The sequence below is a fragment of the Corynebacterium sp. LK10 genome (assembly GCF_008042455.1).
Classification (GTDB): domain Bacteria; phylum Actinomycetota; class Actinomycetes; order Mycobacteriales; family Mycobacteriaceae; genus Corynebacterium; species Corynebacterium jeikeium_D.
In genome coordinates this window covers 50,049-73,193 of the sequence record NZ_NOVT01000017.1, presented here as the reverse complement: position 1 = coordinate 73,193, position 23,145 = coordinate 50,049, and the positions used below count along the sequence as shown (strand labels likewise).

Annotated in this window: 23 protein-coding genes; 6 read left to right on the top strand and 17 right to left on the bottom strand. The window is 59.6% G+C overall.

Annotated elements, in window-relative coordinates; all coding sequences use genetic code 11:
• Positions 1-144: 144 nt before the first annotated feature.
• Positions 145-387 carry a glutaredoxin family protein gene (locus tag CHU70_RS05750; RefSeq protein ID WP_038627544.1) on the bottom strand — a complete coding sequence of 81 codons (243 nt, stop codon included), beginning with the start codon at positions 385-387 and terminating at the stop codon, positions 145-147.
• A gap of 170 nt (positions 388-557) precedes the next feature.
• On the opposite strand from CHU70_RS05750, the gene CHU70_RS05745 reads away from it, so the two are divergent.
• Positions 558-1,682 carry an HAD family phosphatase gene (locus CHU70_RS05745; protein ID WP_049172365.1) on the top strand — a complete coding sequence of 375 codons (1,125 nt, stop codon included), beginning with the start codon at positions 558-560 and terminating at the stop codon, positions 1,680-1,682.
• Positions 1,683-1,920: 238 nt separating this feature from the next.
• Here the strand turns inward: CHU70_RS05745 and CHU70_RS05740 are convergent, their stop codons facing one another.
• The 5 genes from CHU70_RS05740 to CHU70_RS05720 all read right to left on the bottom strand — a co-directional run bounded on the left by CHU70_RS05740 (position 1,921) and on the right by CHU70_RS05720 (position 6,020).
• Entirely contained in the window at positions 1,921-2,022 is a 102-nt protein-coding gene (locus CHU70_RS05740) for a 30S ribosomal protein bS22 (RefSeq protein WP_003855542.1), read from the bottom strand.
• Positions 2,023-2,264: 242 nt separating this feature from the next.
• Positions 2,265-2,456 carry a helix-turn-helix domain-containing protein gene (locus CHU70_RS05735; RefSeq protein ID WP_005509751.1) on the bottom strand — a complete coding sequence of 64 codons (192 nt, stop codon included), beginning with the start codon at positions 2,454-2,456 and terminating at the stop codon, positions 2,265-2,267.
• Positions 2,457-2,719: 263 nt separating this feature from the next.
• Positions 2,720-3,529 carry a pyrroline-5-carboxylate reductase gene (proC, locus tag CHU70_RS05730; RefSeq protein WP_016421983.1) on the bottom strand — a complete coding sequence of 270 codons (810 nt, stop codon included), beginning with the start codon at positions 3,527-3,529 and terminating at the stop codon, positions 2,720-2,722.
• A 102-nt stretch (positions 3,530-3,631) separates the two neighbouring features.
• Complete coding sequence (locus CHU70_RS05725) at positions 3,632-5,080, bottom strand: hypothetical protein (RefSeq protein ID WP_147719188.1); 1,449 nt, start codon at positions 5,078-5,080, stop codon at positions 3,632-3,634.
• Position 5,081: 1 nt separating this feature from the next.
• Positions 5,082-6,020, bottom strand: a complete 939-nt coding sequence (locus CHU70_RS05720) for a Ppx/GppA phosphatase family protein (RefSeq protein WP_076773236.1) — start codon at positions 6,018-6,020, stop codon at positions 5,082-5,084.
• A 34-nt stretch (positions 6,021-6,054) separates the two neighbouring features.
• On the opposite strand from CHU70_RS05720, the gene CHU70_RS05715 reads away from it, so the two are divergent.
• The gene (locus CHU70_RS05715) at positions 6,055-6,987 is read left to right on the top strand and encodes a hypothetical protein (RefSeq protein ID WP_147719189.1); all 933 of its coding nucleotides are present in this window, start codon (positions 6,055-6,057) and stop codon (positions 6,985-6,987) included.
• A 53-nt stretch (positions 6,988-7,040) separates the two neighbouring features.
• Here the strand turns inward: CHU70_RS05715 and CHU70_RS05710 are convergent, their stop codons facing one another.
• The 5 genes from CHU70_RS05710 to mshA form a co-directional block, all read right to left on the bottom strand.
• The gene (locus CHU70_RS05710; protein WP_016421979.1) at positions 7,041-7,736 is read right to left on the bottom strand and encodes a response regulator transcription factor; all 696 of its coding nucleotides are present in this window, start codon (positions 7,734-7,736) and stop codon (positions 7,041-7,043) included.
• Positions 7,737-7,739: 3 nt separating this feature from the next.
• Complete coding sequence (locus CHU70_RS05705) at positions 7,740-9,047, bottom strand: cell wall metabolism sensor histidine kinase WalK (RefSeq protein ID WP_016421978.1); 1,308 nt, start codon at positions 9,045-9,047, stop codon at positions 7,740-7,742.
• Between the two features lie 130 nt (positions 9,048-9,177).
• Positions 9,178-9,924 (bottom strand): phosphoglyceromutase, encoded by a 747-nt coding sequence (locus CHU70_RS05700; RefSeq protein WP_016421977.1) that lies wholly within the window; start codon positions 9,922-9,924, stop codon positions 9,178-9,180.
• 70 nt (positions 9,925-9,994) lie between these two features.
• Positions 9,995-10,480, bottom strand: coding sequence for a YbjN domain-containing protein (locus CHU70_RS05695; protein ID WP_147719190.1), 486 nt, complete (start codon positions 10,478-10,480; stop codon positions 9,995-9,997).
• Positions 10,481-10,539: 59 nt separating this feature from the next.
• Complete coding sequence (gene mshA, locus CHU70_RS05690; RefSeq protein WP_180950668.1) at positions 10,540-11,802, bottom strand: D-inositol-3-phosphate glycosyltransferase; 1,263 nt, start codon at positions 11,800-11,802, stop codon at positions 10,540-10,542.
• Positions 11,803-12,061: 259 nt separating this feature from the next.
• On the opposite strand from mshA, the gene CHU70_RS05685 reads away from it, so the two are divergent.
• Positions 12,062-13,897: a long-chain-fatty-acid--CoA ligase gene (locus tag CHU70_RS05685; protein WP_080969550.1), complete on the top strand. Its 1,836-nt coding sequence runs from the start codon at positions 12,062-12,064 to the stop codon at positions 13,895-13,897.
• 322 nt (positions 13,898-14,219) lie between these two features.
• Here CHU70_RS05685 and CHU70_RS05680 read toward each other — a convergent pair whose 3' ends face one another.
• Positions 14,220-15,395, bottom strand: a complete 1,176-nt coding sequence (locus tag CHU70_RS05680; RefSeq protein WP_187269752.1) for a UDP-N-acetylmuramate dehydrogenase — start codon at positions 15,393-15,395, stop codon at positions 14,220-14,222.
• An 85-nt stretch (positions 15,396-15,480) separates the two neighbouring features.
• Here CHU70_RS05680 and CHU70_RS05675 point away from each other — a divergent pair, with 85 nt between their 5' ends.
• The 3 genes from CHU70_RS05675 to purU all read left to right on the top strand — a co-directional run bounded on the left by CHU70_RS05675 (position 15,481) and on the right by purU (position 17,769).
• Positions 15,481-15,978 carry a DUF2505 domain-containing protein gene (locus tag CHU70_RS05675; protein ID WP_147719193.1) on the top strand — a complete coding sequence of 166 codons (498 nt, stop codon included), beginning with the start codon at positions 15,481-15,483 and terminating at the stop codon, positions 15,976-15,978.
• A 97-nt stretch (positions 15,979-16,075) separates the two neighbouring features.
• Positions 16,076-16,846 (top strand): LmeA family phospholipid-binding protein, encoded by a 771-nt coding sequence (locus CHU70_RS05670; RefSeq protein ID WP_070566569.1) that lies wholly within the window; start codon positions 16,076-16,078, stop codon positions 16,844-16,846.
• Positions 16,847-16,863: 17 nt separating this feature from the next.
• Positions 16,864-17,769, top strand: a complete 906-nt coding sequence (purU, locus tag CHU70_RS05665; RefSeq protein ID WP_147719194.1) for a formyltetrahydrofolate deformylase — start codon at positions 16,864-16,866, stop codon at positions 17,767-17,769.
• A gap of 188 nt (positions 17,770-17,957) precedes the next feature.
• Here the strand turns inward: purU and CHU70_RS05660 are convergent, their stop codons facing one another.
• The 5 genes from CHU70_RS05660 to CHU70_RS05640 form a co-directional block, all read right to left on the bottom strand.
• Complete coding sequence (locus tag CHU70_RS05660; RefSeq protein ID WP_042388363.1) at positions 17,958-18,269, bottom strand: DUF2516 family protein; 312 nt, start codon at positions 18,267-18,269, stop codon at positions 17,958-17,960.
• 124 nt (positions 18,270-18,393) lie between these two features.
• On the bottom strand, positions 18,394-19,743 hold the full coding sequence (locus CHU70_RS05655) for a DUF445 domain-containing protein (protein WP_147719195.1): 1,350 nt from the start codon (positions 19,741-19,743) through the stop codon (positions 18,394-18,396).
• A 190-nt stretch (positions 19,744-19,933) separates the two neighbouring features.
• The gene (locus CHU70_RS05650; protein ID WP_016421967.1) at positions 19,934-20,332 is read right to left on the bottom strand and encodes a hypothetical protein; all 399 of its coding nucleotides are present in this window, start codon (positions 20,330-20,332) and stop codon (positions 19,934-19,936) included.
• A gap of 40 nt (positions 20,333-20,372) precedes the next feature.
• Complete coding sequence (locus CHU70_RS05645) at positions 20,373-21,122, bottom strand: succinate dehydrogenase/fumarate reductase iron-sulfur subunit (protein ID WP_016421966.1); 750 nt, start codon at positions 21,120-21,122, stop codon at positions 20,373-20,375.
• Complete coding sequence (locus CHU70_RS05640) at positions 21,122-23,140, bottom strand: fumarate reductase/succinate dehydrogenase flavoprotein subunit (RefSeq protein WP_147719196.1); 2,019 nt, start codon at positions 23,138-23,140, stop codon at positions 21,122-21,124. Before CHU70_RS05640 ends, CHU70_RS05645 begins: the two co-directional genes overlap by 1 nt.
• Positions 23,141-23,145: the final 5 nt, after the last annotated feature.

Sequence of the window (23,145 nt, the reverse complement as noted above, 5' to 3'; positions counted from 1 at the left end):
ACTCTGCCATCTCGCCACAACAAAGGCATACTTTACTTAGCCTCTACCTCGATGTTCGCAGCGCTCTACTGCTTCTTTGCCGCTACTCCACATTCTGCCATGTTCCCGCAGCTCCTAGCAGTTCGGCAGAGCTGTCTCGGGAACTTATTCGACCTCCGCTATCGCTTCCAGGAGCTCATCGTCATCGATTTCCCAGCAAGCGATTTCCTCATCATTGACCAAAATCACCGGCACGCGATCGCCAAATTCCATGGCCAAGTTCGGATCGGTATCGACGTCTTCCACCTGGAACTGCGCATTTTGGTCCCGAACCAGCGGCTCAATCTGCGCAATCACGCGAGCGCACGAACCGCACGTCTTCCTACTCATCACCGTCACAGTCACCATAACGGCCAGTCTAAAGGTCGACTGTTTCGCTTTACGACGTCCCCCTCCCCGCACTTCCCCTGCAAAAGTGACCCTTCTTATCTTTGCCCCCCCCCCATCCGCTCCTTGAATCTCAGCGCGCAGCTTTGCCTAAAGAGCGGATACTATTCAACAAGAGCTTCCGATAACGGATATCAGTTGCATACACCGTGGAAAGAGATTTTCGTACCGTGAGTGAGTTCAGTGCCGTCAACCGCTCCCCCTTCCCCATCGACATGCTGGGCGACCTTGCGTCCTCGCAGGGTAACGTCCGCAATTTCCTCGAGCAGATAGTTCTCGCTCCGCTCAATGATGAAGCACAGGAGGAAGCTGGTACTGCAGCAGCCGCCAATGCGCTGGAAGCTCTCGGCGAGGTCTACGACGTCGGCGGCGAAGAACTGGCTACGGGATTTCGCAGTGTAGCGGGTGCCGAAGATGCCGCTGGCGGTGCACGTGTGCTCTCGCAGCCCATTCCAGGTGTCGAACGCGATCAAGGCGCAGCCGCTTTCTTCGATGTGGACAACACGCTTGTCCAGGGCGCATCAATCTTCCTCTTTGCCATGGGGTTGGTCGAGCGCGGGTTCATCAAGAAGCGCGATTTGGCCGGGATGATTTGGAAACAGCTTAAATTCCGAATCTCGGGCGCGGAAAACGCCGCCGACGTAGCTAAGGCCCGCGAACAGGCATTGGAGTTTTTCGCCGGCCACGATGTGGATGAAATGGTCAAACTCGGCGAAGAGATCTTTGAAGAAAAGATCAGCGACCGCGTTTACCAGGGCACCCGCGATCTGGCGGAACTACATATCCAGGCTGGCCAAGAGGTCTGGCTGGTCACCGCCACCCCGGTGCAGCTGGCCCAGGTTATCGCTAAGCACATCGGGCTGACCGGCGCCCTCGGCACAGTCGCCGAGGTCAAAGATGGAAAGTTCACCGGCCGCCTGGTGGGCGATATCCTCCACGGCCCGGGTAAGAAGCACGCGGTAGCGGCTCTGGCGGCCTCCTCCGGGTTGGACATGTCTCGCTGCACGGCATACTCAGATTCCGCCAACGACATTCCCATGCTGTCCATGGTGGGCACCGCCGTGGCCATCAACCCGGATCGCAAATTGCGGAATTACGCCCAGAAGATGGGTTGGACTATCTACGACTACCGTCACTTCCGCTCCGTAACCTTCGCCACGATGCGGTGGCTCTCGATCGGAGCACTACTGGCAGGAGTTGTTGGGGGCGCGGGACTCGTCGGCAAGCGACTGTGGGACGCGAACAAGGAAAGCTAAGCGCTGCTAGGCGCACTCGAGAGTTAGTGACTGCGTTTATGACAAAAATGGCTCGAAAAATGGCATGAAAGTGTCATAAACTCCTACAGTTTCACATTTGCAGCCCGTAATCGGCAGCCCGTGATTAGCCCCCAACGACAAAACCCGCCCTATCTCAACGAGACCGGGCGGGTTCTGCTTTTAAAACGTGTACGCGACGCAGCACGCGCGCTCCTGCGATAACGGCAGGAATGCTGGCTTACTTGCCGAGCTTACGACGCTGCACGCGGGTACGGCGAAGCATCTTGCGGTGCTTCTTCTTCGACATGCGCTTGCGACGCTTCTTAATGACGGAACCCATCGGCTCGACCTCGCTATTCGTTGACGGAAATTTCTTTTCTTGCACAATGGCGGCGTACTCAATGCGGCCTTACAACCGCCGAGATGTCACGCCCTTTTTCCTTCCGCCTTCACAGCTAGATACTTCATGACTTGAAGACGATAGGAAACAGAGGCGCAGCACAGCACCATGTACTAATCGGATTAATCATAGCGGGGACATATGCGTTCAGGTCAAACAGCCCCGCTTAAAGGCAGAAAAAATTAACCCGCGTTGTAGAAGGAGGAGTCCAGGTATTCCTTGACTGCGGACTCATGGACGCGGAAAGAACGGCCAACGCGCACTGCCGGCAGCTCGCCAGCGTGAACCAGGCGGTAGACGGTCATCTTGGATACGCGCATGATGTCAGCAACTTCTGCAACGGTCAGAAAGGTGCCTTTATCTGCATTCTGCATTAGTAAATATTCCCTTCAGCGCACGCGACGCGCTGCAGGCTTCCCCTCCTGCAGAAAATCGTGACACGCACGTGCTTTTCATATCCTACCGGTAGGCAAGGTGCCGGTGCGATTTTTGATAAAAAATAGGGGCATTGGCGAATGGTGTGACAGTTGTGACTAACCCATCGTCCCTGCGTATCGGATTAGCTACTGCCGCTGACCATTTCCAATGCCCCAAATATTGGGGTTACTTGTACACCCGCCTCTACTCGGCGAAATGCTTATTTACCCATCTCGTTGGCCTTGTCATAGCAAGCCTGCAGCGCACGATGCACCGCGCGACGAATGCCTTCTTCCTCGAAAACTCGGGTGGCCGCAGCGGTTGTACCGCCCGGAGAGGTGACATCGGCACGCAACGCAGTCGGGTCCGCGCCTTCCTGCATCATCATCTCGGCTGCACCAGCAGCCGTAGCCGACGCCAGACGCTTAGCCTGATCACGCTTGAGGCCCAGATTCACACCCGCGTCGGTCATCGCCTCGACGAACTGGAAGAAGTAAGCCGGACCGGAGCCCGAGACTGCAGTGACTGCAGACATCAGCGACTCATCGACAACCTCAACGCTGCCGACCTTCTTCAACAGTTCGACAACCTCGTCGGTCTGGCTCTCCGTGACAAAGCGGCCCGGCGCGACTGCACAGACCCCCTTGCCCACCAGCATCGGGGTATTCGGCATGACGCGGATCACCGGAGTACCGACAGCACAGACGCTTTCCATCTTGTCCAGCGTGATGCCAGCCGCCATCGACACCACAATGGTGTCGACCTCAGAGTCATCGAGCACGTCGGCAATCTGCTCGAGCATGTCGATAATCAAGTACGGTTTTACGCACAAGAACACCACGTCGGCACCGTCGACGGCCCCTACTGGGTCGTCGGCATCGACAATGCCGTAGGTCTCCTTCAGACCGGCCAGGCTCTCCTTGGTGCGCCCCACCACATAAATCGAGGAGGGCGAGACACCACCGTCGATGAGACCACCGACGAGTGCGCTACCAATCTTTCCGCCACCAATTACAGCAATTCTTGTCATGGACGCTAAGTGTGCCAAAACTGGCCCACACATGCGAATGCAGGGACCGGAAAACTACGCTTCCGACCCCTGCATCAGGTGATGATTATTCTGTTGACCCCACTACAACTGGAAGAGAATCCAGGGGCCAAATGTCAGCGCCAAACCGACAAGCCCCGCGAGAATCGGTGTCAGTTTGTCCTTCTCACGGCGCAGGTAGTTAGCCATTCCCGCGAAGCCACCAGCGACCACGAGAGCCATGATGACAACCACGATCTTTGGCAGCGACGACCAGGCCATGGTGAAGCCCAGGAACACCAATGCACCAGCAATCAGACCCACGAAGACCTGAACCAGCAGCAACGGCACCGAGAGGGAATTGTCCTCGGCGTAGCCATCGCGCGCGGCGACCTTGCCCTTGGAGCTCTTGGGTTTATCACGCTTAACGACGTCCCGGGGCTCCGACTGCTTCTCGTCAGCTGCGACCTGGGTCGGTGTGGTCTCGGCCTGTACGTCTTCTGGCTGTGCTACTTCAGGAGCGACAGCGGCTGCTACTGCCGCCTCGGAAGCGGCACCGGTATCGGCATCAGCGTCGGCAGCCTCGAAGGTATCCGTTTCCTGAGCAGCTTCGGTCTCACCGGCTGCGTCTGCCTCTTCCACCTGCGGCAGCACACGGGTTTGCTCTTCCGGAGCTTCTGTTGTTTCAGACTCAGCAAGCTGTTCACCGTCGACGTCATCCGATTCCGCGGATGCCGCAGCCTCTTCGTCGACACTGTCCTGGACAACCGGAATGGAGGCAGTCGGACGGTCGTCGTAAGCGTTGGAACCGGTGAGTACTGCACGAGCGACTGGCCCCGGCTCCCCAATCTGCTGCGACTCGTCTGCCATGTCACGCAGTTCGGTAAAGGTGTAGGTAATCTCCGAACGCTCGGAGTTGACCATGACCGGACGGGGTTCCATCGGAATTGCCAATGGCACTGCAGTGGCTGCTGGCTGCGTAGTTGGCATGCTCGGCGCAGCTTGCTCCTGCTGCGGAGTTGCCGGAGCAACCGGAACAGCCGGAGCAGCCGGTTCTTCGGCAACTTCGTCAGCTTCGACGTCAGCGACCTCGGCGTCGGCTATTTCGGCATCAGCGACCTCGGTGTCAGCCTCAATTGATTCCAGCTCTTCCTCTTCCTGAGCAGCAACTTCAGCCTCGGCCTCAGCTTGAACCTCATGCTCCGAAGAATCCGCCTCTTCAGCAACTATCACTGACTCAGCAACGGCCTCCGAGTGCTCCGGAGCTTCTGCCTCCGGTTCGGAAGCCCGTGCTTCTTCGGTGCCGTTGGTCGCAGCTTCGTCGGCAAGCAAATCGCTCGTAGTCGTCTGACCGTCGTCTGCGTTGGAAAGAGCGTGCGCACCACGCCGCGGTTCGCCGGCCTTAACGCGAGGGATTGAGCCAGTGAGTTCCTGAACGGACACACCGCCTTCTTCAAGGCTGCGTCGACGGCGGCGCCGCGGTGGTTCAGAGGGGGCTCCCTCCTTCTGCCGCCGCGCCAGCAGTTCGGCAACGGTGAGCTTTTCCTCGCTCATCTCAACCCTTTCCGTATAGGTCACTGTCCAGTCGTCGGAAGATAATGCCCTCGCGCAGAGCCCAAGGACAAATCTCGACCTTCTCTAATCCCAATGCTCGCATACTAGCCTCTGCAACGAGAGCACCTGCGACAATTTGGTGAGAACGATTTGCACTAACACCCTCAAGTTCAGCACGGTCAGCCGCCGTCATGCGTGAAATAAACGCAATCAACTGACGCAAACCAGCCGCAGTCAGAGTGCGCTTAACCCTCGGACCAGCGGCGGAAGGCGCCGCACCAGTCAGGCGGGCGAGAGTGCGGAAAGTCTTCGAGGTGGCGACAGCCAAGTCCGGCTCACCAAGCGTACGCAGATGACGAGCTGGCTCAGCGAGCTCAGCATCAATGTAGTCGCGCAGCAGGTCAATCTTCTTACGCTCCGGCGGGTCGGTCTCGAACCACTCGTGGGTCAAACGGCCCGCACCGAGCAGCAGTGAGTACGCGGCCTCCGGATCCTCATCGTTACCCGACGTCAACTCGAGAGAGCCGCCACCGATATCCAGGTTGATTAGACGACCAGCAGACCAGCCGTACCAGCGCCGTACTGCCAAAAAGGTCAGACGAGCCTCCTCCTCACCGGAGAGAATCTGCAGCTTAATGCCAGTTTCCTTCTCGACGTGGGCGAGTACTTCGTCCGCGTTGGCGGCATCGCGAACAGCCGAAGTGGCGAAGCTAATCATCTCTTCGCACTTCATCTGCTCAACCAATTCCTTGGATTCAGCGACGTAGCCCGTCAGCTTGTCAATGCCCTTCTTGGACAGGTTGTTGTCCTTATCCAGGTACTCGACCAGCTTCATCGTCGACTTGGAATCGCTCATCGGAGTCGGATGTCCGCCCCGGCGGGCGTCCACCATCACCAAGTGGACGGTATTACTACCTACATCTAATACACCTAATCTCACTCTTAGTAGGTTAGACGGTCTACGGTGTATTGGTGTGAATCAACCCCACCCCCGCCCCGGTCGCGGACCACAACCATCTCCCGCTGAAGTCGCCTATGATTTTCCCCGAGAGTGGTTCGAGTTCGCCCACCCAGAGGACCCAGAACACATCATCACCTGCGACCTAACCTGGTTGATGAGCTCCTATCAATGCGCCTTCGGCACCTCCGCTTGCCTGGGCATCGACTCCGCGAACGCGGATGTCGGATGCTGCGGCCATGGTGCCTTTATCACCGACGACGAAGACCGCGAGAGGGTTATTGACGTCGTAAAGCGGATGGAAGGCGACTCCGCACAGCCCCAGTGGTGGCAGAACCGCCCCAAACAAATGCTGAAGTGGCTCGAAACCTACGAAACCGATCCCTCCGAGCCGTTGGAACCGTGGTTAGTGTGGGACGAGCTTGACGACGAAAACGGAGAGCCTGAGCCTGCTCTGAAAACGAAGGTCGTGAATAATGCCTGCATTTTTGCCAACCGTAAGGGGTGGCGAAATGGTGCGGGCTGTGCCATCCACCAGTGGGCGATGGCCAACGACATTGACCCCGTGAAGGTCAAGCCAGATGTGTGCTGGCAGGTGCCGCTACGTCGACTGGAGGATTGGGAGGAACGCCCAGACGGCCAGGAGATTCTGCGCACGACTATTACTGAGTACGACCGTCGCGGCTGGGGCGATGGCGGCGAGGACTTTGAATGGTTCTGCACGGGCGCGCCGGCCACTCATGCCGGTGGCGAACCGATGTGGCGCACGCACAAGTCTGAGCTAATCGAGCTCATCGGCGAAGAGTGCTACGAAATTCTGGCGGAGCACTGCCGGGCCCGAGAGGCAGCGGGCGCGGCCAAGGCCTTCGGGCCGAGCGGCTACCCACTGCTGGCGATTCACCCGGCCACACGCGCAGCGGCCGAGGGGCTGTCCCCAGACGAGGTTTAACGTCGAGGATTCATCAGATCGCCAGCGGAGATCATCGGCAGCAGTTAGCTGCGTTAGTCCTCGAACTTGTAACCCAAGCCGCGAACGGTGACCAGGAACTCAGGCGAGGAAGGATTGCGCTCAATCTTGGAGCGCAGGCGCTTGATGTGTACGTCCAGCGTCTTGGTGTCGCCGACGTAGTCGGAGCCCCAGACGCGGTCGATGAGCTGGCCACGGGTTAGCACACGACCACGGTTGCGCAGCAAGTACTCCAGCAGGTCGAATTCCTTGAGCGGCATTGCGACATCATCGCCGTCAACGGTGACTACATGGCGCTCGACGTCCAGCACGACCGGGCCGCCGCGCAAGACCTCCTCGTAGATATCCTCGACATCGTCGGAGTCGTCGTGGCGACCGCGGCGCAGCACAGCCCGGATACGGGCAATAAGTTCCCGAGAGGAATACGGCTTGGTCACATAGTCATCCGCACCAATTTCGAGGCCGACGACCTTGTCAATCTCAGTGTCACGGGCGGTCACCATAATCACTGGGACAGAGGACTTTAAGCGGATGTTTTTGCAGACCTCGGTGCCACTCATACCTGGCAGCATGAGGTCCAGCAGCACAATGTCCGGTTCTGCCTTGGAGAATTCTGCAAGTGCTTCCTGGCCGTCAGCGGCCATCCGCACCTCGAATCCTTCGCGCTGCAGCAGAAACGCAAGCGGCTCCGCCAAAGCCGTCTCGTCTTCGACAATAAGTACCTCAGTCACGGATTACTTCATTCCTTCCTTGGAATCCTTGTTCTGGGAATCCTTATCCTTGCCACGGGTTTTGCCCGTACCGCGCTGCGCGTTTTTCTTAGCCGCAATTTTACCCGCAGGCTGGGTGTGGCCGATTGGCAAACGTGCAGATACATCGCCATCATTCGACGCGGAACCGTTCTTTTCCATCAGCGGGAGCTCAATGGTGAAGGTCGATCCTGTGCCCAGCCGACTCCACAGCTTCACGGTTCCCTTGTGATTCGCTGCGACGTGCTTAACAATTGCCAAGCCCAGACCGGTACCGCCTGTCGCCCGCGAGCGTGCCTTATCCGCACGGAAGAAGCGCTCGAAGATACGCTTCTGATTCGCCTGGGAAATGCCGATACCGCGGTCAGTGACGCGGATAGCGACGGTGTCGTTATCCTCCTTGACCGCAGTCACAGATACAGGCGTGGCCTCTGGCGAGTAGTTGATCGCATTTGAAATCAGGTTGGACACCGCGGTGATCAGCAGGCTGCGTTCACCTTCAACCACCAAATCCGGCTCACAGTCAACGGTGATTTCAATACCCGCCTGCTCCGAGAGCATCTGGTTACGACGCACAGCTCCTTGGACAATCTCTTCAACCTTCACGGGAGACATGTCCGGCAGCGGCTCTGCCCCCTGCAGCTTCGACAGCGAGATGAGTTCCGTAATCATGGTCGACATCCGCTTGGACTCCTGCGTCAGGCTCTCACTAAAGTGACGCACGGCAACCGGGTCGTCGGTAGCTTCATTCAGCGCCTCGACCAAGAGGCTGATGGCCCCCACCGGAGTCTTGAGCTCGTGGGAAACGTTAGCCACAAAGTCACGTCGCGCGGCCTCCATACGGGCCTGTTCGGAGACATCCGCCGCATAAATCACCACAAAACGGTCGTCCACCAGTGACAACGGAGTTAGCTGACAGCGGACAATTGTGTCCGGCGCCCCCGCCCGGCGCGACGGCAGCACCAGCGTTAGCTCCTGGTCCTCCTGCGAGTCAAAGACCTTGAGCGCAGCTTCCCAGCCCACGTCATTGAGGCGGCGCTCATAGACCAGCCCTAACTTGTGCGCCATGGAGTTCGACAAAATCAAATCACGTGAGATGTCAACGACCACCACACCCGTCGGAGACTTCTGAATGGCCAGGTGCATGACCTGCGCCATGGTGGTTATTGAACTTTCCTCGTCGCTCTTCTGACGCCGAGCGGCGTTATAGGCACCCGAGACAACTCCACCAAGAATCAGCACAGCTGCCATAACCGCAGCACCTAATAGAGCGGCGATAATGATTTTTGACACGGGTCTTACCCTAAGCTCTTTTCACAATCCGCGCGCGCTGAAAATCAGTGCGCTAGCTAGCTCTAAATAGACCAAGGAGCACAGCCCCACTTGGCTGCGCCCCTTATCGGCCTATCAAACACCTACATTTTTACTTGTTGCCCTGAGCGGCAACAGCAGCAGCACCTGCAGCTGCAGCTTCCGGATCCAGGTAGGTGCCACCCGGGTTCAAAACCTTGCCCTCAGCATCAAAGTCGTAAACCAGCGGGATACCGGTCGGGATGTTCAGAGCGGCAATGTCCTCGTCCGAGATGTTGTCCAGGTGCTTGACCAGTGCACGCAGGGAGTTACCGTGAGCTGCCACCATAACAGTCTCACCGGCCTTCAAACGCGGCAGGATTTCCTCTTCAAAGTAAGGAATGAAACGCTTCACGACGTCCAGGAGGCACTCCGTGCGCGGAACCTCATCCAGGTTGGCGTAACGCGGGTCATTAGCCTGCGAGAACTCGCTGTCATCCGACAGCTCCGGCGGCGGAGTGTCGTAGGAGCGACGCCAGGACATGAACTGGTCCTCGCCGTACTTCTCCTTGGTCTCTGCCTTGTTCAGACCCTGCAGAGCACCGTAGTGGCGCTCGTTCAGACGCCAGTCACGGATAACCGGAATCCACAACAGGTCAGCGGTATCCAGGGCAATGTGTGCGGTGTTAATTGCGCGACGCAGCAGCGACGTGTAGAGAACCTGCGGCTTCAGGCCTGCCTCTACGAGCATCTCACCGGCACGTACTGCCTCAGCGCGGCCCTTGTCGGTCAGTGCAACGTCGACCCAGCCCGTGAACTGGTTGGATGCGTTCCACTCACTCTGGCCATGACGGACAAGAATCAGTTTTCCATTGCTCATACCCCTAATTGTGCCCCAAAACGGGAAAGCCCGCCGTTCGTTGCCCCGCTATGTGGGTTGCTACCCCCGGCTACTCAACCATGTGGCGGAACTGCTCCAGATTGGCCAGGTTTTCCCCACGGTCAACCCGCCACTCCCACTCGCGCTTAATTGCCGATGCAAAGCCGCGTTCGAGGATCTGGTTGAAGTCCCCATCGGCCGTCTCGAGCAGCTGGCCGAGGAGGCGGTCGAGGTCATCGTCGGAAAGCTCAGCCGGCAGTTGACCGACCAGGTAGATGTCGCCGGCGGCGTCGATGGTGTAACCGATGCCGAACAGGCGGCTGTTGCGCTGCAGCAACCACTTGTAGACGGCCTCGTGGTTTTCTTCGACCGCGCGACAGACGAAGGCTTCGACGCGCAAGGAGTCCGGCGCCGGGATGAGGCCGACGACAGTCTTGAGCTTCTTCTTACCAGGCAGGACCACCACGGCGGCATTGTCTGCAAGACCATGCTCGACACCGAGGCGTTCCAGCTGCTCACCGAGGGATTTCAGCTGTACTTGGATGTCCGTGCTCATCGTGAATCATCTCCCTGCTTTTGTGGCTACGGCTCTGGCGGTACTGAAGCTAACGAAACCTACCGGGAGCCGCCCGCATCCCGGATAGAGCCGGGACAATTTTCCTTTTGGAGTTCGGTTCGATGATAGACATCGGCCAACCGATCCACGGTCTTTTGCCAGGAAAACTCCAAGGAGTGCTCGCGCGCCTGGGTGGCCAACTTAATGCGCAGCTCGTCGTCCTCCACCAGGCGACCGAGGGCATCGGCCCAGGCTGCGGACTCGTGACCGTCGACAAGCAAACCGCTGACCCCGTCGTCGACAGCGATGGAGAGTCCGCCGACATTCGCCGCGACAACGGGAGTGCCGGTGGCCTGAGCCTCCATCGCCACCAACCCGAAAGTTTCGTTGTAACTGGGCACGGCGACAATATCTGCGGCCTGGTAGAGCTTCGCCAGGTCCTGCGGCGGGCGCGGGGGCATGAAACGGACCAGGTGGTCGATCCCCTCTTCCGCGGCGAGATTGGTGAATTCGTCGGGCGCATGCAGCCCAGAACCGGAAAGTCCACCGCAGATAATCACTCGGACATTAGTGGCGGGATGGCGACGCATGAGCTCACCGACACCCCGCAGCAATACCTGCGGGCCTTTCAGCCGCTGCAGCCTACCGACGAACAAAATGACCTTAGTGTGCAACGGGATGCCCAGCTCACGACGGGACCGCTCGGTGGCACGATCACTGCCCGGCGAAAAGAGCTCCACGTCCACCCCGGGCGGCACGACATTGATGCGCCACGGGTCGGCATCGTGGAGATCCGCGAGCTGCTTAGCCTCGGCATCGGTGTTGACGATGAGCCGGCACGCATTGTCCACAATCTGCTGCTCACAGATACGCCGAGACTCCGGCTCCGGCGTATCTCCCTCCGCCAGATGGAGATTCTTCACTGCCGCCAGCGTGTGCGCCGTGTGCACAAACGGAATGTCAAGCAAATCCGACAGCAGCCACCCCACCTGGCCAGAGAGCCAGTAGTGCGAATGGATCAGGTCGTATTCAATCCCCTGTTTGCGGGCGAATTCAATGACCCCACCGGCAAAGGCCGGCATCTGCGTAGCCAGGTCTGACTTCTCTAACCCCTCATATGGGCCAGCCACAATGTTGATGACGCGGAAGTTCTCACTGACCTGAATCACCGGCCCATCGCTGGAACGCGTGGCGCGGGTGAAAACATCCACCTTCACACCGCGTCGCGCCAGCTCCTCGCAGGTGCGCAGCACGTAGACATTCATGCCACCAGCGTCACCGATGCCCGGTTGCTCCAGCGGAGAGGTATGCATGGAGATCATCGCGATGCGGTTCGGCCACGCCGGGGTGTTAGAGGTGGCCGCGTCTGCGCCCGCCGTTGCCGCCGGAAATGTTTCGCTCATACTGCCCAGAGTGCCTATGCCAGGGGCAACCCCGCAAATGAGTACCTCAAATACGTGTATAGGAATTCCGGCATCGCAGTGCGACGTACGGCACAATAGAGGTCGATACCTACTACGTCGTAGGTTATTATCACCTCACGACATAGTCAGGCGATAAACAAAAACCTAGGAGGATCCCATGGCCGATACATCCAGCTCACACGCTGCAAATGACTCTGCCCCAGCTCACGGTTCCACACCCAACGCTGCGGCCTCCAAGGCCTGGCTGAACCTGTATCCGGAGTGGACCCCACCCCACATCGACTACAACTTCGACACCCTCCTAGACGTCTACCGCCACACTCTGAGCAACCACCCGCGCCGCAAGGCATTGACCTTCTTCGGTCGCTCCACCTCCTACGCCGAGCTGGATGCCAAGGTTCGCAGCGTTGCCGCCGGCCTGCGCGCACTTGGCGTACGCAAAGGCGATCGCGTGGCACTGCTCATGCCGAACTGCCCGCAGCACGTCATCGCCTACTGGGCAGTTCTGCACCTCGGCGCTGTTGCCGTAGAGCACAACCCCCTCTACACCGCCCACGAACTGCGCCACCCATTCAACGACCACGGCGCCCGCTTTGCCATCTGCTGGGACAAGATCGTCCCCGTACTTGAGGACCTCCGCAACAACACCCCGCTCGAGACCATCATCGCGGTCAATATGCTGCAGGACCTGCCGTTTGTCATGCGCACCGCCCTGTCGATCCCGCTGCCGAAACTCCGCGCCGCCCGCGCTAAGCTGCACTCCTCCGCACCGCAGGTCATGGGTTTTGACGCTTTGCTTCACGACGCCGTCGGCGGAGACGGCCACGACCTCCAGGCCGATGAATCCATCACTGCCGATGACACTGCAGTGATGATGTACACCTCTGGCACCACGGGCTCGCCAAAGGGCGCGCAGTTGAGTCACCAGGGGTTGGTAGCCAACATTCTGCAGGGCAAGGCCTGGGTGCCGGGCCTTGGCAAGGAGCGGGAGATCTCCCTCGGTGTTCTGCCGATGTTCCATGCCTACGGCCTGACCATTGTCACCAACTTGTCCATGCTGATTGGCGCTGAACTGGTGCTGGTGCCGGCACCGGAGATTCCGCTGATTATGAAGGTGATGAAGAACAATCGCCCGACATGGGTGCCTGGTGTGCCGACTCTCTACGAGAAGATTGTCGAAGCCGCCGAGCGCGATAATGTCGACCTCTCCGGCGTGAAGTTCGCCTTCTGCGGTGCTGCTACCCTGCCGGTTTCCCTTGTGCAGAAGTGGGAGAAACTCACTGGCGGGCGCCTTGTCGAAGGCTACGGCCTCACCGAAACGTCACCGATTATCGTCGGCAACCCGATGGACGGCAACCGCCGCCCGGGCTACGTTGGCCTGCCATTCCCCGACACCGAGGTTGCCATCGTTGACCCCGAAAATCCCACCAAACTCCGCGCTGACGGCGAGGAGGGCGAGGTCATCGTCCGAGGCCCACAGGTTTTCGCCGGTTATCTCAACCTCCCGGAGGCAACGGAGAAGTCCTTCACCGATGGGCCTGCTGAGCTTCCCGCTGGCGACCGTTGGTACCGCACCGGCGATGTCGGAGTCATGGAGTCGGACGGCTTCATCAAGCTGGTTGCCCGCATCAAGGAGGTCATCATCACCGGTGGCTTCAATGTCTACCCGGCCGAGGTCGAGGAAGTACTGCTCTCCCACCCGGACATCACCGATGCCACGGTCGTCGGCCTGCCGAAGAGTGACGGCTCCGAGATGGTCGTGGCCGCCATCACCCTTGCTGACTACGCCCGACTGGATTCCGACGCCTACCGCGACCACTGCTACGACAACCTGACCCGGTACAAGGTGCCGCGCGCATTCTTCCACCTGGAGGAACTACCTCGCGACCAGATGGGCAAGGTCCGCCGCCGCGATGTCCGCGACGTGCTGCTCACGCAGCTGGAGCAGAAGGGCCAGAGCGTCGATTCGCTTTCCCACCGCAAGCACCATTAGTTCACGGTGGTTTTGTAGTTGGGATAGGGGCCTGAGTAGAGCGGGCTCCTATCCCTTTAAGGCGGACCCCGGCTCCCCCCCCCCAGACTTAGTGACTAGGTTTATGACAAAAAACTGAGGGTGAATAATATTCACGTGCCATAAACCTAGTCACTTTCTCTATCCCCGCCATTGGGAGAAGGCCCGGGAGCGCAAACTGAGGACTACCCGGCGGTTCTATCAGCCCCAGCGCCCCGGTCAGCCCCATCACCCCCGTTAGTCCCATCAGGCACGCTAGCCTCTCCAGTCCGCCCCCACTGGCCATCAGCCACCCGCCGCGGGCCTAGTCGATGCTCACGCCGACCCACACCGGCTCGGGCACCAGGGTCACGCTGAAGGCCTTTTCCACACCAGCGCGCACATCGCGCGCCAAAGCCACCAAGTCGGCGGCGGTCGTCGGCGTACCGTCGCCGGACTCCCCGCGGTTGGTCAGGGCAAGAGTGTGCTTAGTCGACAGTCGCGCGGGCGCACCGTCACCGGGGTAGCCCTTGGGGAACCCGGCGCGCTCGATAAGCCACGCCGCCGAGAGCTTCACGGCTCCCTCGTGGCCGGGGCCAGCGGGGAATGCGGGCATATTCGCGGCCTCATCGGCCCCACGCAGCGCGGCAACCTTTGCACGCACGGCCTCCACCGAGTTCTCCGGAATAATCGGGTTGGTAAAGAAAGAACCCGCCGACCAGGTATCGCGGTCAGCATCTTCGAGCACCATGCCCTTGCCCCGGCGCAGCTCAAGCACCTTTTCGCGCACCAACTCAGCCGGCCTGCGAATCTCGCCAGCCGCAGCCTCGGCCTCGTCGACGCCCAGGCGCCGCGCCAGTTCGCCATAGCGAAGTGGCGCGGACATGCCATCCACACTGAGCTCGAACCGCACGGCCAGCACCACTGCCCGTGCGGTGAACTTCAGGTTCGAGTAGCGGTAGGAAAGGTCGAGAGACTCCGGTTCCACCCACTCGACCGAGCCGGTTGCGCGATCGTAAAGCTGCACCGAGTCCAGGACCTGCGACACCTCAGCACCGTAGGCGCCAACGTTCTGCACCGGAGTGGCTCCGGCCGATCCCGGAATACCCGACAGGCATTCAAGGCCGCCAAAACCTGCGTCGACACTCATCTCCACGACCTCGTCCCAGACCGCACCGGCCTCGGCCTCCACGATTGCCGACACGGACTCCAGCCCGTGTCCGCGAGTGCTCATGGTCACGTTGTCGGCCTCGATCACCACGGCCACCAGCGGCTCGAGTTCATCGGCTACCACCAGGTTGGATCCGCCTCCCACGATGAGGAGGGGCACGTTAGCGTCGTCAAGCGCGCGTACAACATCGACCACAGCGTCCGTCGTGCTACACCGGACGACGGCACGCGGCACCCCGCCGAGGCGGAGCGTCGTCAAATCCGCGAAAGCGGTATGCGTGCTGAGCTCCACCCCCTCTAGCCCCGCAAGCCCATCGATGGCTTCTTCCATGTCGGAGGTCAGGTGAATTGGGTTCGGCGATTGGTCGAGATTTTCCACGCCCCTAGCGTAGTGCAAATTACGTATCATCAAGCGCATGACTACGACTAACACGCACACCGTCAACTTCGACCAGCCGATTGAGAAGGTTTACGAGGCCCTCACCGACGCCGGTTTCTGGGAGAAGGTCGCAAACCGTTTCTCGGCGGCTGACGGCAAGGTGGAAAAGTTCGAGACCACCGACGCTGGCACCACCGTCGTGATTCGCCAGACCGTCTCTGCTGACAAGATTCCGGCGCAGGCACAGAAGTTCGTCAAGTCCGGGGTCGGCATGACGCGCACGTTCGTCATCAGCCCGCTTAACGACGACGGCGCGACCTCCACCGTGACCACAGAAGCTTCGGACGTACCGGCGTCCTTCAGTGCGTCCCAGAAGCTCACCGTCCAGGGTGAAGGTTCAGTGCTGACCACCAACTCCGAGTTCGCCATCAACGTGCCGCTGCTCGGTGGCAAGCTCGAGGAGAAGGCAGCTCCGTACCTGGAACGCGTCCTCAACGCTGAGACCGCTGTGCTGGCGGACTACGTCACTAAGTAGGTTGCGCAGCGGGGCACACCGAGGCGGCACCGGGGGCGGACACCCGGGCGAAGAAAGGTGGTAGCGACGGAGCCGTCGTTAAGCAAGACTGGGAACCATGAGTTCTGCTAAACGCTCTTCGAGCGTCAAAGTCCTGCCCACCGTCCTCGGTGTCATCATCGTGGTGGCGCTTATTGCGATTGCCGGCGAAATCGGCGTCCGGATGTTCGTAAGCAAGGAGATTTCCGACGGTTACCGCACCTCCGCCGAGGAGCGTGGTGCGACGGTCACTGAGGACCCCAAGGTTTCTTTCGGCACCCGCCCGATGCTGCTCGCCTTGGCCACGAAGTCCGTGCCCTCGATGGATCTGTCCACTCCGAACACACTGGAGGTCAAGAACCCGGAGGCGCTGGGTGGCGCACCGGAGATCAACGGTGACCCGGCAGCGGAAGTGCACCTGGAAAACGTGGATCTGAGCAATCGTGCGGATCCGACGGCAGAGTCGCTGCGAGTAGACGTCACAATCCCACCTCAACTGCTGCAGGCGCTGATTAACCGGGAAAGCGGTGTACGCGCTTCCACGATTACGCCGTTGCCGGACGAAGGCCTGTTCAACATTGAATTCGCCTCCGGATTTGCGACCTCCAAGTTCCGCCCGATTGCCAACGGCGGTCATATCGAAATCAACCTGGAGGGCGGCTCAATCCTCGGCTTAAACCTCGATGGCCTGGCCGGCTGGCTGGGAGAAGCGAGCGGTACGCTGTTGAGCTACGACATCGGCCACGGCATGCAGGTGGAGGAAGCGCACGTCACCGGGGAGGGCCTGGCGTTGACACTGACGGGCGCAAATCTGCCTTTGTCGACCGTGAACGAACTTACCTTTAGCTAGCAGGTAAGATACCGAGAATGACTCGCTCTCTCATCACCGCAAATAGCGGTACTCCCACCGAGCGCCAGTACATCTTCTCGCTCGGCTGTCCAGACCGTACCGGTATCGTTTCCACCCTGTCGACCTTCCTGTCCGACATTGGTGCGTGGATTACCGAGGCGGACTTTTTCTCCGACCCGGAGACCGGATGGTTTTTCACTCGCCAGGCGGTCCGCGCCGATGCGCTCGACCTGACTGTAGAAGAGCTGCGCGAGAAGTTCGCTGAGCTCGTCGGTGATTGGGGCCCTGAGGTCCGCTGGAAGGTCACCGACAACGCTGTCCCGAAGCGCGCTGTCATCCTGGTGACCAAGGAAGGCCACTGCCTGCAGGATCTGCTCGGCCGCGTCGCACAGTCGGACTACCCGATGGAAATCGCTGCAGTAGTTGGCAACCACCGCAATCTGGAGCCACTGGTCGCAGCGTATGACATTCCTTTCCACCACGTGCCCTTCCCCAAGGATGCCGTCGGCAAGCGTAAGGCATTCGATGAGGTCGCCGAGATTGTCGACGCCGAAAACCCGGATGCCATCGTGCTCGCACGTTTCATGCAGATTCTGCCGCCGGATCTGTGCGAGAAGTGGGAAGGCCGCGCAATCAATATCCACCACAGCTTCCTGCCGTCGTTCATGGGCGCGCGCCCGTATCTGCAGGCTTATCGACGTGGTGTGAAGCTCATCGGTGCCACCTGCCACTACGCCACTGAGGACCTCGACGATGGTCCAATTATTGAGCAGGACGTCATGCGTGTCTCCCACAAGTACACCGCTGCGGACATGCAGCGTGAGGGGCGCGATGCGGAGAAGCAGGTCCTCGCCCGCGGTTTGCGCTGGCACCTGGAGGATCGTGTACAGGTTTACGGCAACCGCACCGTGGTGTTCCAGTAGGTTTCCGTGGTGTTCCAGTAGGTTTTCGGGGAACCAGATCTTTCCCCTATTCCCCCCCCCAAAAAAAAAAGAAAGTGTCTGGGTTTATGACAAAATAACCGGGTTTTTCACCCAGAAACTGTCATAAACCCAGACACTTTCTCAGTTGTGCGGGCTAACACCCGCCCTGGGCTAGCACCCGCCCGGGACTAATACCCGCCCTGTGCGTTCGACAAAATATCCTTGATCTGTGGGCGAACATCCAGCCAGTAAATACCCGTGATGACTAGTCCGGCAATCAGCGGGATGCCCAGCATTGCCCAGCCCAGCCACGGCAGGAGCAGGAAGATAGCCGAACCGACCAGCATGCCGGCCCAGACGTTGCGGCTCTTGCGGTCTGCGGCGTCAAAGGCATCCGCGCGGGTGGTGATGACAAGCACCGCACCGATTAGCGCCAAGATGCCGATGACAAACGGAATGGCGAACTGAAACAAGACGTCCACATAGACGGAAATCGCCATTAGCGGCGAGTCCGTAAGACTGGGCAAAGATGGTAACAGGCGCACCGGGGGAACAACTCCTTTAACAGGGATGCATTGCTTTTTACATGCTAACGCACACCGTCTGATGTGCTGGGTTGTGCTGCTAAATAGCCCCAAACGCCAAGGTCGACAGGGTGTAAATAGCCAAACCGGCCAGTGATCCGACAACCGTACCGTTAACGCGAATGAACTGCAGATCGCGACCGACCATCAGTTCAATCTTGTCCGAAGCCTCATCGGCGTCCCAACGCTCGACGGTCTCAGAAATGATCGAGGTAATCTCGCCCGAGTAATTCTCAGCGATGAAGACGACAGCCGCTTCCAAACGGCGGTCCATTCGTTTGCGCAACTCAGGATCGGATTGGATCCGCTCGCCGTAGCGGGCGGCCGTTTCCGAGACCTTCCGACGGAGCAGGGAGTCCGGGTCGCGGGCAGCGTCGACAAGCTTTGCGGATGTTGATGCCCAAATCTTCGCCGGCGCCTGTGTGACGGCGGCGGACGAAAGAATGTCAGTCTTAATTTCTTCGACTTTGGCGATGGTCTTCTCGTCGTTCTGCAAATCTATGGCGAGCTGCGTGAGGAAGCGGTGGAGCGCCAGGCGCGCGTCGTGCTTAGGGTCATGCTGCACCTGCCAGGTCCAATCAACCAACTCGCGATAGACCTTGTCGCCGATGAGATCGTTGACAAAGCTCGGCGCCCAGGATGGGGCGCGCTCTCCGACGAGGCGGTCGATAAGATTCTGGGAGCCCAGCGACTTCCGGTGCAGCCACTCAGCCATCTGCTGGACGATGGGCTCGGTGCGCCCCTCTTCAATCAGCTGCTCGAGAACCTTACCCGCTGGTGGTCCCCACTCCGGAGCTGCAACTTCGTCGATGACTGCTGACTTCAGCACTGCGGCGGCATCGTCGGGATTAATCGCCTCCAGCACATTTCCGGTGAACTTACCGACCTCTGCTGACACTTTGTCGGCGTTTCCCGGCGCTACCAGCCATTCACCGATCCGTTCAGGAATCTCGGCTTTGCGCACCTTGTCTACAATCAAAGCGGGGTTCAGGAAGTTGTCACCGACGAACTGCGCCAGGGACTCACCGACCTGGTCCTTCTTGCGGCGGACGATAGCGGTGTGTGGGATAGGAATGCCGAGCGGGTGGCGGAACAGAGCTACGACAGCGAACCAGTCGGCGAGGGCACCGACCATGCCGGCCTCAGAAGCAGCGCGAACGTAGCCCACCCACGCGGGCACAACTTCGCCTGCGGATAGGTGTGAAGACTCAATACCGCGGCATGTGAAATACACAGCGGTTGCGATGACCAGCAGCATCGTAGCGAAGGCCTTGGCCTTACGCAGTTGCGCACGTTTTTCCGATTCAACCTCAGGTGATGGCCCGGGAACTTCGAGACGGTCCGAGACCGTATCTACAGCTGCCGGGAGCTTAGCGGGGTTGTTATCCATGTGTATAGATTAGGCGCCGAAAACGCGAAAATGCCACCGCGCCGCAATCCGCTGTTGGTGAGAGAGGTACTTCTCAGTACTTCCCCACCCCAGCGCACTGTGCACAGTGGCATCAACTGTGGAGGTGCTAGTTCAAAAGGCTAGCGTTGCATCCGCCTAGAGGCGAGCCCCTTTTAACTGGGGCAAGCCTTTAGTGGTGAGTGCCGAATTCCTTTCGGTAAGCCTTGTAGTCACGACGACCGATGGAGATGCAGGCCAGACCCGCAATAACCATAACCAGTCCGACTACCAGGCCAGCCCACATGAACACGCTGCCGTCGAAGTTCCAACCACCGGTGTAGTCGGTGTAGTTGGCGGCATCCTTAGCCAAGAAACCGTTGCTGTGAGAGGCAGCAGTCTGGTCGGCAAAAACGGTCGTTGCGAGACCGAAAATGAAGGTACCCCAAGCCGCCAGAGAGGCGAGCATGAGACCCATGCCAATCCAGGTAATGCTCTTGTGAAGCGAGGAGTATTCGGCATTCATGCTCTGAGGCACGTAACCGTCGACGAAGTGCTCTTCGCCCTGGTAACGCTTGACTGCATTCGCCATAATCTATGTCCCTTCTGGAAAACTCTAATCGAGAAAGAGTTTAGTCGTCCTTACCGCGGAAGAACGAACGAGCTCGTTCCTTGGTGACGGCGGCAACCGCAGTCAGCGGGATACCTGCCGGGCAGACGTCAGCACATTCACCATAGAGAGAGCACGGACCGAAAGTGCCTTCGACCTCGTCAACCATCTTGCGGGCACGCTTGCCACGCTCTTCCTTACCCAGCGGGACCAGGGAAAGGTGAACCAGCTTTGCGCCGGTGAACAGGTGTGCAGCACCGTTCGGGCAGGCTGCGACACAAGCACCACAGCCGATGCAGGCTGCGTGGTCAAGTGCGAACTCAGCAGTCTCGTGGTTCAGGTGCAGAGTATCTGCATCCGGAGCGGTACCAGCGTTGATGGAGACGTAGCCACCCTGCTCGAGGACACGGTCCAGAGCGGAGCGGTCAACGACCATGTCCTTGATGACCGGGTATGCGGCGGAGCGCATCGGCTCGATCTTCAGGGTGTCACCATCGCTGAACTGGTGCAGACGCTGCTGACAGGTCGGGGTGTTCTGGCCCGGGCCGTGCGGACGACCGTTGACGTTCAGACCACAGGTACCACAGATACCCTCACGGCAGTCAGATGCGAACGCGAACGGCTCCTTGCCGGACTCGACGTACTTGGAGTTGACGTGGTCAAGCAGCTCCAGGATCGACATCTCTGCGACGGCGTCGTCAACGTCAACGGATTCAAAGTGTCCCTCGACGTTCGGACCTGCTTGGCGCCAGATTTCAAGGTGCAGTTTCATTACTTGTAGTTCCTTGTCATGAGCGGGACGGCTTCGAAGGTGAGCGGCTCGGCGTGGCGAATGAATTCGTGACCGGACTGATCCCATGCAGGACCATTGTTGCCTCGCTCCCATGCGGAAACGAAGCACCAGTTAGCGTCATCGCGCTCTGCCTCGCCATCTTCGGAGATGTGGTCATCGCGGTAGTGAGCACCGCAGGACTCATCGCGGTCGAGGGCGTCGACACACATGAGCTCACCGAGGTCGATGTAGTCAGCAACGCGGTTAGCGTACTCGAGCTGCTGGTTCATCTCATTCGGCTCACCCGGGATGAACAGGTCAGACCAGAATGCCTTACGCAGTTCGCGGATCTCCTCGATACCGCGAGCCAGGTCTTCCTTGTTACGGGCCACACCACAGTCGCGGTAGAGAATCTCACCGAGCTGGCGGTGGAAGTACTCAGCGCCGTGCTTACCCTGGATGCTCATCAGCTTGTCCAGGCGAGCCTGAGCGCGTTCCAGCGCTTCCTTGGCCTCCGGGGCATCCTCAGCCAGGCGGTCGGTACCGAGCAGCGGGCCGAGGTAGTTCGGAATGGTGAACGGCAGGGTGAACCAACCGTCGACCGAACCGGACAGCAGGGAGTTTGCACCCAGGCGGTTTGCACCGTGGTAGGTCCAGGATGCCTCGCCACCGGTGAACAGACCCGGGATGGAGGTCATCTGGTTGAAGTCAGACCACAGGCCACCCATGGTGAAGTGGCAGGTCGGAGCAATGCGCATCGGAACCTTGTACGGGTCCTCACCGATTGCCTCTTCGTACATCTGAATCAGGTTCGAGTAGCGTTCCTTGATGACCGGCTGGCCCAGGCGCTCAATTGCGTCACGCAGATCCAGGTAGACGGAGTTCTTCAGCGGGCCAACACCGTAGCCGGCGTTAATCTGCTGAGAGTTGGCACGGGAAGCGACGTCACGCGGGACGAGGTTACCGAATGCCGGGTAGCGGCGCTCCAGGAAGTAGTCGCGCTCGTCCTCCGGGATGTCGTTGGCCGGGCGCTCGTCGCCCTTCTTCTTCGGGGTCCAAATACGTGCGTCGTTACGCAGGGACTCGGACATCAGAATGGTCTTCGACTGCCAGTGCGCGTTAACCGGAAGACCGGTCGGGTGGAACTGGATGAAGGACGGGGATGCGAAGTAAGCACCCTGGTCGTATGCACGCATGATGGCCGAAGCGTTGGAGTTCTTGGCCAGTGTGGACATGTGGTAGACGTTGCCGTAACCGCCGGTAGCCAGAATAACTGCGTGAGCAGTGTGAACGGTCAGCTCACCATTGATGAGGTTACGCATGATGGCACCCTGGCAACGGCCGTCGGCGACGATAATGTCAACCAGCTCGTTGTGGGTGAAGATCTCGACGTTGCCGAGACCAATCTGGCGCTGCAGAGCCGAGGTAGTCGACAGCTGCAGCTGCTGGCCCGTCTGACCACGGGTGTAGTACGTACGGGAGACCTGCACACCACCGAAAGAACGGGTTGCCAGGGTACCGCCGTACTCGCGAGCAAACGGAGCACCAATTGCATTCAGGTGGTCGATGACGCGGACGGACTCGACAGCCAGACGCCAGCAGTCGTTCTCGCGGCAGCGGTAGTCGCCGCCCTTAACGGTGTCCTTGACGTGGCGGTAAGCGCCGTCGTTGTCGACCTTCTTACCGCGAGCGGAGTTGACACCACCCTGTGCAGCAATGGAGTGCGCACGGCGCGGAGCGTCGTGGTAGGTGAAAACCTGCACGTCGTAACCGAGCTCACCGAGGGCAGCAGCGGCAGCGCCACCAGCCAGGCCGGTACCGACGACCATGACGCGGAACTTACGACGGTTCAGCGGCGAAACCAGGTTGGCGTGATCCTTCTGGTACTGCCAGTGGTCCTTCATAGAGACCTTGTCACCCGGGGAGTTATCGGACAGAACCTTGCCGATCTTGACCCCGTCGACAACGCTTTCCGGCGCGCGGAAGTCCGCAGCGGCGGTTGCTTCAGTGTTAGTCATAGTAA

Bases quoted from the DNA above. Each gene is read 5' to 3' on its own strand.
- CHU70_RS05645 (WP_016421966.1), bottom strand. From the start codon at position 21,122: ATGAAACTGCACCTTGAAATCTGGCGCCAAGCAGGTCCGAACGTCGAG.
- CHU70_RS05660 (WP_042388363.1), bottom strand. From the start codon at position 18,269: ATGGCGATTTCCGTCTATGTGGACGTCTTGTTTCAGTTCGCCATTCCG.
- CHU70_RS05680 (WP_187269752.1), bottom strand. From the start codon at position 15,395: ATGGAAGAAGCCATCGATGGGCTTGCGGGGCTAGAGGGGGTGGAGCTC.
- CHU70_RS05700 (WP_016421977.1), bottom strand. From the start codon at position 9,924: ATGAGCAATGGAAAACTGATTCTTGTCCGTCATGGCCAGAGTGAGTGG.
- CHU70_RS05675 (WP_147719193.1), top strand. From the start codon at position 15,481: ATGACTACGACTAACACGCACACCGTCAACTTCGACCAGCCGATTGAG.
- CHU70_RS05650 (WP_016421967.1), bottom strand. From the start codon at position 20,332: ATGGCGAATGCAGTCAAGCGTTACCAGGGCGAAGAGCACTTCGTCGAC.
- CHU70_RS05725 (WP_147719188.1), bottom strand. From the start codon at position 5,080: ATGAGCGAGGAAAAGCTCACCGTTGCCGAACTGCTGGCGCGGCGGCAG.
- CHU70_RS05740 (WP_003855542.1), bottom strand. From the start codon at position 2,022: ATGGGTTCCGTCATTAAGAAGCGTCGCAAGCGCATGTCGAAGAAGAAG.
- CHU70_RS05735 (WP_005509751.1), bottom strand. From the start codon at position 2,456: ATGCAGAATGCAGATAAAGGCACCTTTCTGACCGTTGCAGAAGTTGCT.
- mshA (WP_180950668.1), bottom strand. From the start codon at position 11,802: ATGATCTCCATGCATACCTCTCCGCTGGAGCAACCGGGCATCGGTGAC.
- proC (WP_016421983.1), bottom strand. From the start codon at position 3,529: ATGACAAGAATTGCTGTAATTGGTGGCGGAAAGATTGGTAGCGCACTC.
- CHU70_RS05670 (WP_070566569.1), top strand. From the start codon at position 16,076: ATGAGTTCTGCTAAACGCTCTTCGAGCGTCAAAGTCCTGCCCACCGTC.
- CHU70_RS05695 (WP_147719190.1), bottom strand. From the start codon at position 10,480: ATGAGCACGGACATCCAAGTACAGCTGAAATCCCTCGGTGAGCAGCTG.
- CHU70_RS05685 (WP_080969550.1), top strand. From the start codon at position 12,062: ATGGCCGATACATCCAGCTCACACGCTGCAAATGACTCTGCCCCAGCT.
- CHU70_RS05640 (WP_147719196.1), bottom strand. From the start codon at position 23,140: ATGACTAACACTGAAGCAACCGCCGCTGCGGACTTCCGCGCGCCGGAA.
- CHU70_RS05750 (WP_038627544.1), bottom strand. From the start codon at position 387: ATGGTGACTGTGACGGTGATGAGTAGGAAGACGTGCGGTTCGTGCGCT.
- CHU70_RS05655 (WP_147719195.1), bottom strand. From the start codon at position 19,743: ATGGATAACAACCCCGCTAAGCTCCCGGCAGCTGTAGATACGGTCTCG.
- purU (WP_147719194.1), top strand. From the start codon at position 16,864: ATGACTCGCTCTCTCATCACCGCAAATAGCGGTACTCCCACCGAGCGC.